Here is a 9,611-nt window from a genome sequence, read left to right on the forward strand (position 1 = left end):
CGAAAGCAAATACAATAGCTTCAGTTTCATGATAAGGGGGCTGGCGGAGTTTGTCAAGTAAGTTTTTTGTTTCTGCGAACTACCTAGATTAATATTATATAGAAAGTCTGCTGCCAATAAAGCCTAAACTTACCAAATACATTTCTGTAGATTCAGATCTACTTGACTTTGGTTTAAAGTATTTTACTGTTTTAAACATTTTTTTTAGCTCGTTACAAAAATCTTTATCAGATTCTCCTTGGAAAATTTTTACTACAAACGTGCCACCATGGCTCAAGAAATGCTTTGCAAAATTGAGCGCTGCCTCACATAAAAGCATAATTCTGATATGATCCAACGATTTTAAACCACAAGATTCGGGCGCCATGTCAGATAAAATTACATCAAATTTTTGATCCTTGAATTTTTCTCTTAAAATTTCAAACTCATTGATAATATCACATTGTATAAACTCTACTCCATTAATTGCGTTCATTGGTTTTATGTCAAGAGCAACCACATTTGCACCTTTCTGAGATGCAACTTGTGACCATCCACCAGGAGAAGCACCAAGATCAATAATTTTTTGCCCTTCTTGGAATAATTTAAATTTGTTATCCATTTCTACCAGCTTATATGCTGAGCGTGACCTATAACCATCCTTGCTAGTTTTTTGCACATACTGATCATTCAAATGACGATGTAGCCACCTTGTTGAAGATAGTTTTCTGCCTCTAGCCGTCTTTACTCTAGTTTTTATTGCTAATACCCTACTTATTATTGATTATATCTTTAAGCTCTTTTTCAACTACTTCTTTTACCAGTGCATGTAGATATTTATTCAGCCATTCTGAGAGCTGAGGTTTTAAAAGAGATATAACTAATTCTTCAACAGTAAGGTTCGCTTTTTTTTGTTGTTTATGCTGTAATTCGTTTTGCATTTTTCCAAGCAACGCTTTGATCTCTTCCATATTCTCTTTTAAAATTAGATGATCGTTATTTTGCGCTTGTAAGCCGCTATTACTCGCTTTGTTATTACTCATTTGGATATTATCGTACAAATAAATATCTTTTTTTTCTTCTGAATTGTAGCTATGGCCATTAAATTGGTTATTGTTGCAAGCCATTTCCTCACTTTGGTCATCATTATCAATGTCCTCTTTTTCATTATTTTCTTTTTTGCCATCTTCTTCTATTTCTTCTGGATACTCTTCCTCAAGGTATAGCACATCATCATTTTCATCCTTTATTTCTGCTTTATCGTTACTCGCGTTTTTACCCGATATAGCTTTTTTTATATCTTCTAGGATATCTTTTACAGATTGATTGCCTTGTTCATCATGCATAGTGCTAATACCATTAAATTTAGAGGTCTATACTATTTATCATAAAAAGCAAGTTGTAAACACTAATCACATAATTGCTTTTTGCTTCAACTAAGTCTGAACGTGCTTTAAATAATGCATCTTCAGTGTCCAAAAGGTCAGATGTACTCTTTAAATTTAAGTTTACTTCTTGCTCAACTCCTTCCAATGCTAGAGCTGCTGCTTTTTCCGCTTCTTGACTTGCTTTGATAATGGCCTTTGCTGTCAACACATTATTCCAAGCATTTACAACTGCTTGTTCTATATTTTTTACCGTTTCATAATAATCGTAGGTAGATTTTTTTGCATCCATTTTAGCTTTACTGACACCAAAAGCATTAACTCCTCTCTTAAAGATTGGAACATCAAGAGTAAAAACTACATGAACATTTTCTAATAGTTTGTCTACCTTCATACCATCCTCCCCAAAATTTTTGCTTGCACTTAGATTTAAAGAAGGAAGCCACTTGGAGCTTTCAGCAATCACTTCCATTCCGGCTGCTCTTTTTTGATAAACTGCTGCTTTTAGAGATAAATTATTGGTTTTTGCTAACTGTAAACATTCATTTAGCTCTGGAACAGAAGGTAGTTTATCATTAGCTTCAGAAAGGTCATCAGCATCTTCGCCAATCAAATGATAATAAGCAATATTTACCAACTTTAATTTACCTTCAGCATCAACTCTTTCGGATATAGAAGACGAAAATTTTGCTTTTGCTAACAAAACTTCAGCATTGGTTACCTCTCCAAGGGAAAAGCGTTTTTTCATAGCTGACAAATGTTCCAAAGAAACGCGTTCTTTATGTTCTCTGAGCTTTAATATTTCTGTCTTTTGTAAAACATTAACATATGCTTTCACAGCATTAAGTGCAAGCTCTTGTTTTAATTGCTGAAATCGCATCTTTTCTGCTTTGAGAAGATGGCTTGATCGACTGAATGTGGCAAAGGTACCACCGCCATCGATTAATTTCTGGCGCAATGTAAGTTTTTTTTCAGATGTATCAAGATTAAAGTTACTATCGAAATTGTATTGCAAATTAATGTCAGGTAAAAATCCAGCTAACCCAGAAGATTTATAGTGTTTTTCTGCGCTTTTATATTGGTAAAATTGAGACTTTATTTTTGAGCTATTTTTGATGGCTTTGCTTATCACTTCTCCCACATCGGTTGCATAGCAACTTATAGTATTAAAAATGATCGCAAGTGTGATAATCAATCGAAACATTCTAATTCCTATGCATATTGGTTGCGCAGCTCAATTACTAACATAAATTACTTTAATAATCAATAACTAATATTGTTGACACTATTGAGAAATTAAGTATATCATAGCTTACTATTGTTGGATCAAATAATGAAGACTTTTTTCTTAAAGGAGAAACAAATCAATAAAAAGTGGTTTGTCATAGATGCAGAAGGATTAGTGGTAGGGAGGCTTGCAGCATTTGTAGCGACACTATTACGTGGAAAGCATAAACCTGAGTATACACCTCATATGGATTGTGGCGATAATGTAATTATTATCAACGCAGAAAAGGTGCATTTCACCGGGAAGAAGCTTAAAGATAAAATTTACTATAAGCATACAGGTTATTCTGGTGGTTTGAAGAAAACTACTCCAGATAATATTTTAAATGGCAAATTTCCTGAGCGTGTAATAGAAATGGCAGTGAAAAGGATGCTTGATGATGGGCCTATGGCACGTAGACGCTTTGAAAATTTGTATGTTTATTCTGGTTCAGAGCATAAGCATCAAGGACAGCAACCTGAAAAGATAGATTTTGCCTCTTTGAATCGTAAAAATAAAAAGTAATGGAGTAAAAATGAAGAGTTCTACAATAAATAACAATGATTGGTCAGAAAAGACAATTAAATCAGCAGTTGATTCGCTTGGTCGTTTATATGCTACAGGCCGAAGAAAAGAATCTGTAGCAAGAGTATGGATAAAGCCGGGGAGTGGAAAATTTAGTGTTAACAAAAAAGGCGATCTAATTTCTTATTTTAAAAGAGAGTCAGTGTGCCAAATAGTAAAAATGCCATTTGTTGCAACTTCCACATTGGATAAATACGATGTATTTGCAACTGTAAAAGGTGGAGGGCTATCTGGTCAAGCAGGTGCTCTAGCTCATGGAATAAGCAGAGCTTTAAGTAGTGTAAGCCAAGATTTGCATTCTATACTACGTAATGGTGAGTTCTTAACTAGAGATTCACGTGTTGTTGAACGTAAGAAATATGGTCAACATAAAGCTCGGAAAAAGTGTCAATTTTCTAAGAGATAGTTATTTTATAGGGGTGTTTTTTTGTAAGTATTATACAAATATTTGCAAAAATGTATGATATCCTCTATTTTTGTGATGAATTTAGTTGACTATCGGTGTCAACATAATATGCTATTTATGTGATTTTTTCAATATTAAGGTAATTTATGAGTAAAGAAGATATAATAAAACAATTAAAGGAAGATTGTTCTAGTCAGAATATAGATATAACAAAATCTGATTTGAGCAAGATTCATGATGCGTTTATTAAAATAATAAAGAATGAGCTGCATGGGAAAGGTGAAATACGTTTGCATGGAATAGGAACATTTTCTACTGCTATCAGTCAGGAAAAACAATGTCGTAACCCCCAAAGTGGTGAGATCATGACTGTTCCTAAAAAGACAAGGGTAAAATTTAAAGCAAGCCAAACTCTTTTAAGTATTTTAAATGAGAAGGAAAAAGCAGCAGTTAGTTAGACATTGTCATTTTCATTGTTTTTACTACGCTGTGTAAGCCGTAAAATACAGCTTCGCTAATTAAATAGTGGCCTATGTTAAGAGCTGAGATGTGAGGTATTCTTGTCATCTTCTTAGCGTGTTTATAAGTTATGCCATGTCCTGCGTGGCATTCTATTCCTAATTTATTGACGTACTCTGCAGCATTAGTAATTAACTGTAACTTTTTTTCTGATGGATTATCACAGTAATCCCCTGTGTGAATTTCTATTATGTCAGGTTTTGTCCCTAGCTTTTCAAGATATTTTAGTTGATCAATATTTGGATCGATAAACAGTGAGACTTTTATGCTAGAGCTATGCATTTCCTCTATTATACTAGAAAGTTTACTGTGCATATTCACGATATCCAGGCCACCTTCGGTTGTTAATTCTTCTCTTTTTTCTGGTACTATACTAATCGAATAGGGTTTTACCTTTTTTGCTATTTCAAGCATTTCTTCCGTGGCTGCAATTTCAAGATTTAACTCAGTGCTAATGCTTTTTTTTAGGTTAAATACGTCTTCATCTCTAACATGCCTTCTATCTTCTCGTAAGTGTACAGTAATAAAGTCTGCTCCAGCGTCAATGGATATTTCTGCTGCTTTCAATGGATCTGGATAAGAAGTTCCGCGTGCGTTGCGGAGGGTTGCAACGTGATCGATATTAACACCTAGTTTCACAATCTACCTCAGAAATTATTTATAGATTATACATGTTATTAGGTTTTTTGCATAGTCATTGTTTGACCTTACCCAGAAAAAGTGGAGAGAAAGAAAAGAGTTTTTTTGGGTAAAATAAAATTTTGGAGGATTAGAAATGGTAAGAGAATATACAGCAGAATTCAAATTGGAAGCTGTTAAGCTGGCAAATGAACAAAGAAAGGTAGGTCAACCAGTTGCAAAAGTAGCAAGAGATCTAGGAATAAGGGATAGTGTATTAGGAAAATGGATGAAGAAATATAACGAAAAAAAGTCAGCGGCAAATGCATTTCCAGATGTAGCACCTTATGACAAAGAGAGGTTTGATTTACAAAGCAAGAGTAACAAGGGAAAGAGACATTTAAAAAAAAGCCCTGGCCAGTCAAAAAGAGTAAAATATTTTTTTATATAGTAACTGCTATAAAGTACAGGAATTATGTAGGATTTTCTGCTAGTGGCTACTATAAGTGGACCACAAGAAAAATAAGCAGTAGAGAATCAGCAAATAAAGAGCTACTCGAAGCTATTCAAAAAATATATCAAGTTTCTAAATGTAGATATGGAGCTCCTAAAATTCATGCTGAATTGAAGGCTTTGGGTAAAAGTTGCAATTTGAAAACGGTGCAAAGTATTATGCAGAAAAATGACATCAGGGCTATACTGAGAAGAAAGTTTAAAATTAAAAAACAACAAACAGATAATAGAGCTGTAGCTCCCAATATACTAGATCAAAACTTTATTGTTGATCAACCAAATAAAGTATGGGATTACTTACATCAAAACCAAGGAGGGATGGCTATATTTGGCAGCAATAATTCTCACGTATGGTAGTTAATGAGTAGTGCAATAAATAAACAATTGGTTATGAACTCTTTATTAATGGCCATTAATAGGCGTAAACCTGTTAAAAATCTACTATTACATAGTGATCAAGGTTCACAATATACTGCGCAAGGGTATCAATATCTCTTAGCTGTAAAGAATATAGATGAGTAATAAAGGCTGTTGTTACGACAATTCTGTTGCAGAAAGCTTCTTTAGCTCATTGAAAAGAGAAATACTTATTGATACTTCACAACACTCTGCTCAACAAACTAGAACTGCAATATTTGAATACATAGAAATTTTTTATAACAAACAACGTCACTATTAACTATTGCATTCCAGAACAATTTGATGCATCATTCTTTTTGTAAAAAACATTCCACACTTTCTCTCCACTTTTTCTGGGTAAGGTCAGTTGGATTTTCACCAATTGTATTCTAAACGCTTACTTGGCGCACCCATAACAAAAATGCCTGAAAAACGTTAATAATTATATACTATTATTAATAATTATTCAACCATATTTTAAGCTTACAATTTTGAGCTTAACTGACGCTTATGGATAGGGGCAACTCTATCACCCTGTGTTATGTTTATTTTCTAACGGACGCTGATTTTTGTATCGTAATTTCTTGCTATAAATTGGTTATATAAGAGCTGGCTTCTAAAATTTTATAACCCTAATTTGAATTAACAGACAGTAGAATCGAAAGATTATTACAAGGAGAAATCTACACAGATCGACCCTTTTGTGAATCTGCGTTTCTGCTTTCTTCAACTTGTTTTGCAAAAGATGTTTCCGGTTTCTGAAGTGGCTTAGCAATTTCACGCACAACGGCAATAACTGCTGTTAAAAACGTTTTTAACAATGCACCTAAAGCTCCACCAACTGCTTCCCTGCCATATATATGAGCTTGCTTTTCGTTACCGTCAGCAGTTTCCCCTGCCCTCCTTCTTGGATCCATCCTATGAGCAATCACCGAAAACAACACTCCCCTGATTGAAGACTTCACTTTTTCCTTTGCTTCGTGGACATCCCCATCTTTTGCTGTTTCATGTCCATGACTTAAGTGTTTAGCGTTCATTAGCTCCTTCTGTTGCTGGGCAAACATGCTACTTAACACTTCTTCTATCGCTTGCTTCCTTCTTTTCTCTCTAACTCTTTTCATAGATTCTGATTTATCGCGAGTATGCTTTGTGGTTTCAAATTCTGCATCAATATCTTCAGACGCAGCCTGACTATATAAAGTCTCTATGAGCCTGTCTATGCTTCGCTTTATTTGCATAGTCCTTTCGTAACTATCTAAATTGTCAATTCCTTCGTCGATCTGATTTAGAATATCCTCAAAAACTTTCAAATAGTCTTGAATATACTGTATTATGTATTGCTTATCTTCCTCTTTGTGTTGCTCTTCTTGATTTTGCTGATTTTCATTTTCTAAACTTCTCTCTCTTTTATCATCGTTATTTTCTTCAATATTATCACCGTCTTCCTCGAAAAGGTCTTTGTCGTTCATGATTTTTTTTAATTTAGTTAAAATTCTCACCAGTTACTATTGTATATGAAAAAATTAAATTAACATTAATGAAAAGCGTTTACAACTTCAGCACTGGCTAAAACGACAGTAAAACTGTCAAAAGTAACAGGATCATAATATCTCTCATACAGTTCAACTGAACATCGTAATCTGATCTTTTCTTTAGCATTAAAACTAATTTCATAATCATTATTAGAGTTTAGCATAGCAGAATTACGTAATAATTCATCAGCTAATACAGAGTCTAAAATTCCATTAATTTTTATCGTAATATGTCTGCTTCCAGCAGAGTCCAATACTTTTCTCCAGCCAAAAGAAGAAATATCTCTCACCTCTTCTCTGTTATTACGCAAAGTAAACCTTAGGTTTCTTATATTATTTAACACAATAAAATTATTGTCATGATCTTTAATTTTTAGCTGTAATTTGCTCATTATCACCTCCTTTTATTAAAATATCAAAATTAATTGTTGAATGTAAAATTTCATCGTGCTGATCCATAGCACAATTACTTTCTAAAATGGCCTCATTATTAAAACCTTCAATGCTCTTAAGTATCAAGTTAATATGCCTTATAATGGCAAACATACTGTCTATATGATAAGTATATATGTCGCATGAAAATCTTGCCTTTGTAGCAAAATTGGACAGCATATGCAGGTTGCTATAATTCACTGCGCGCAATCTCAAGTAAGGAATGGTGACCTGTTTAGGTAAGTAGTCATAAATGTTAGTAACATATTTCCTTAAATCAGAATTTGCTTTTAGTGCTGCATAAATGCTACTGTACAACTCGTTTATAGCTTGAATTTTTTTCATGATTAACCCTCAAAAGATATATAGAAACTCGTCATCCCGCTGCTTGTTAGCGGGATCTATCCGTAACGGTATGACGTAGTAGCCCAGTTTGAATGACCAGAAAGAGCTACAAAACAACCTTTGGTTCGCGAAACGGAGAATATACCTTCTTCACTTCAGACAAATGGCTACTTACCTCCGATTCACGATTTTTGTAAAGAGCAGAAACATGCCGCATAATACCTAGTTTTATCTGCTCAGGAACATTGTCATAACCAGCTTCGTATACAACATCAACTCTTATTGCATTCAAACAATTGAAAAACTCAACGTAGCCCCCTACATCACTAAAATAATACTTAAGTGTTCTCTTCTCTTGATTTTTAGACATCATTGCAGTAGCCAATACTATCTTACTCACAGGGCCATAGCTTAAATAGATCCTACGAGGTACATAATCTTCATATGAAACTTGCCATGTTTGTTTCACCAGTGACTTTTCCATATGCCACTCAGCATAATCAGTAGCCATAAAAATTAGATCTGAAATCAACTTATCATCCTGGTCGTTCTCAATGCGTAAAAAAGATTTAACCTCTTCTAAAGTAACCGGAAAAGATTTAAGCTTAGATTTACGTTGCACAGATATTCTTGGTGAAGTAGATCTTATTGACATAATAACCCTCCTTTTTGATATAGCTAGAATAAGTAAGGTTTACCTCGTGACAGCGTGGGGCAAATCTTACTTACTTTAGCTATGCAGCTTGCATGCAACATTAAGTTAAATTGGCGCAGCAACAACTCTGAGTGCTTTATCGTATGAATATATTAAGAAGAGAACGTATTAAAGCTGTTTCTCCTTTTTTGTTGATAAAATTTGAACTTATAGCATATTCAACTAGGCTGGATTTTAGTAGATTGACATTTTGAGAATGAATATTATTGAAGGTGGAGTTTAACTCTTTAGCAAGCAGACTGCGAAATTTTTGCACACTGTCATATGCGATGTTCTCAAGTTCATGTGCAAATTTATCTTGAGCTATAGTTGTTATATCTTCAATTTCCTTATTAAACTCCTCTAGCTTTTTTTCGTTATTTTTAAAATTTTTCGTAAAAGTTTTCATATCAATTAAACTCAACTACTTTTATAATTATAATGATAATGAAAAACTACCGAAGTAAAAAATTCACACTGCTGTGTAACTTGCAAATATTTTTTACTAGATTCCAGCGTTACGCGCTGGAATGACATGGTATCCTGCTGCTCCTTTCTCGTCATGCCGCCGCGAACCGTCATACCGCGATTCATTCGCGGTATCTCAGCCGCTAGCACGTAGCGGACCGTCATACCGTCAAGGTATCTCTAGATCCCGCTAACAAGCAGCGGGATGACGATTGCCAGGGTGTCATGCAAGTAGCTCTGTACGAACATTATCTCCTGGGACAATGTTCGTACAGATGTAGGTGCTAAGCTTTACAAACACTATGTTGTGCTGAACCTTGAATATCCACTTCTTTCAATTCAGTGGTAGGTTTTGGTTCAGCGATGGGTTTTGATATTGCGTATGTAACGCAACTATAGTATTTTCTAAAATGAATGATAAATTTCCATTATGGTATTACCAACCAAAAGTTGTAAGTCTGTATATTTA

Annotated in this window: 13 protein-coding genes and 1 pseudogene; 4 read left to right on the forward strand and 10 right to left on the reverse strand. The window is 34.2% G+C overall.

The features are described from left to right. Window positions 1-94 precede the first annotated feature (94 nt). The 3 genes from WOCAOBSORBRA_RS04405 to WOCAOBSORBRA_RS04415 form a co-directional block, all read right to left on the reverse strand. Window positions 95-673, reverse strand: coding sequence for an RlmE family RNA methyltransferase (locus WOCAOBSORBRA_RS04405; RefSeq protein WP_015588787.1), 579 nt, complete (start codon window positions 671-673; stop codon window positions 95-97). Between the two features lie 76 nt (window positions 674-749). Further along, a complete protein-coding gene (locus WOCAOBSORBRA_RS04410) occupies window positions 750-1,325 on the reverse strand; it encodes a PopZ family protein (RefSeq protein WP_174516014.1) in 576 nt (191 codons plus the stop codon). Between the two features lie 19 nt (window positions 1,326-1,344). Further along, the gene (locus WOCAOBSORBRA_RS04415; protein ID WP_006279873.1) at window positions 1,345-2,568 is read right to left on the reverse strand and encodes a TolC family protein; all 1,224 of its coding nucleotides are present in this window, start codon (window positions 2,566-2,568) and stop codon (window positions 1,345-1,347) included. Between the two features lie 129 nt (window positions 2,569-2,697). On the opposite strand from WOCAOBSORBRA_RS04415, the gene rplM reads away from it, so the two are divergent. The 3 genes from rplM to WOCAOBSORBRA_RS04430 all read left to right on the forward strand — a co-directional run bounded on the left by rplM (window position 2,698) and on the right by WOCAOBSORBRA_RS04430 (window position 4,080). Beyond that, window positions 2,698-3,156, forward strand: a complete 459-nt coding sequence (rplM, locus tag WOCAOBSORBRA_RS04420) for a 50S ribosomal protein L13 (RefSeq protein ID WP_010082596.1) — start codon at window positions 2,698-2,700, stop codon at window positions 3,154-3,156. 10 nt (window positions 3,157-3,166) lie between these two features. Next, window positions 3,167-3,622, forward strand: coding sequence for a 30S ribosomal protein S9 (rpsI, locus tag WOCAOBSORBRA_RS04425; protein WP_006279875.1), 456 nt, complete (start codon window positions 3,167-3,169; stop codon window positions 3,620-3,622). Window positions 3,623-3,768: 146 nt separating this feature from the next. Continuing rightward, window positions 3,769-4,080 carry an HU family DNA-binding protein gene (locus WOCAOBSORBRA_RS04430; RefSeq protein ID WP_006279876.1) on the forward strand — a complete coding sequence of 104 codons (312 nt, stop codon included), beginning with the start codon at window positions 3,769-3,771 and terminating at the stop codon, window positions 4,078-4,080. Here WOCAOBSORBRA_RS04430 and WOCAOBSORBRA_RS04435 read toward each other — a convergent pair. Next, window positions 4,073-4,780: a pyridoxine 5'-phosphate synthase gene (locus tag WOCAOBSORBRA_RS04435; RefSeq protein ID WP_174516015.1), complete on the reverse strand. Its 708-nt coding sequence runs from the start codon at window positions 4,778-4,780 to the stop codon at window positions 4,073-4,075. The genes WOCAOBSORBRA_RS04430 and WOCAOBSORBRA_RS04435 overlap by 8 nt on opposite strands. 136 nt (window positions 4,781-4,916) lie before the next feature. Between WOCAOBSORBRA_RS04435 and WOCAOBSORBRA_RS06655 the strand changes: the two are divergent. Beyond that, a pseudogene (locus tag WOCAOBSORBRA_RS06655) lies at window positions 4,917-5,994 on the forward strand (IS3 family transposase). Between the two features lie 360 nt (window positions 5,995-6,354). Here WOCAOBSORBRA_RS06655 and WOCAOBSORBRA_RS04460 read toward each other — a convergent pair. The 6 genes from WOCAOBSORBRA_RS04460 to WOCAOBSORBRA_RS04485 form a co-directional block, all read right to left on the reverse strand. Then, window positions 6,355-7,140, reverse strand: coding sequence for a hypothetical protein (locus WOCAOBSORBRA_RS04460; RefSeq protein ID WP_174516016.1), 786 nt, complete (start codon window positions 7,138-7,140; stop codon window positions 6,355-6,357). A 65-nt stretch (window positions 7,141-7,205) separates the two neighbouring features. Beyond that, entirely contained in the window at window positions 7,206-7,595 is a 390-nt protein-coding gene (locus WOCAOBSORBRA_RS04465) for a phage tail tube protein (protein WP_174516017.1), read from the reverse strand. Then, the gene (gene gp17 / locus WOCAOBSORBRA_RS04470) at window positions 7,570-7,980 is read right to left on the reverse strand and encodes a tail completion protein gp17 (protein WP_174516018.1); all 411 of its coding nucleotides are present in this window, start codon (window positions 7,978-7,980) and stop codon (window positions 7,570-7,572) included. The genes WOCAOBSORBRA_RS04465 and gp17 overlap by 26 nt, the downstream gene beginning before the upstream one ends. Window positions 7,981-8,086: 106 nt before the next feature. Then, window positions 8,087-8,635, reverse strand: coding sequence for a head-tail connector protein (locus WOCAOBSORBRA_RS04475; RefSeq protein ID WP_151807563.1), 549 nt, complete (start codon window positions 8,633-8,635; stop codon window positions 8,087-8,089). A 136-nt stretch (window positions 8,636-8,771) separates the two neighbouring features. Next, window positions 8,772-9,083: an ECH_0659 family protein gene (locus WOCAOBSORBRA_RS04480; protein ID WP_015588824.1), complete on the reverse strand. Its 312-nt coding sequence runs from the start codon at window positions 9,081-9,083 to the stop codon at window positions 8,772-8,774. Window positions 9,084-9,094: 11 nt separating this feature from the next. Continuing rightward, window positions 9,095-9,292, reverse strand: a complete 198-nt coding sequence (locus WOCAOBSORBRA_RS04485) for a hypothetical protein (RefSeq protein WP_174516019.1) — start codon at window positions 9,290-9,292, stop codon at window positions 9,095-9,097. Window positions 9,293-9,611: the final 319 nt, after the last annotated feature.

The organism is Wolbachia endosymbiont of Cardiocondyla obscurior (genome assembly GCF_902713635.1).
Classification (GTDB): Bacteria; Pseudomonadota; Alphaproteobacteria; order Rickettsiales; family Anaplasmataceae; genus Wolbachia; species Wolbachia pipientis.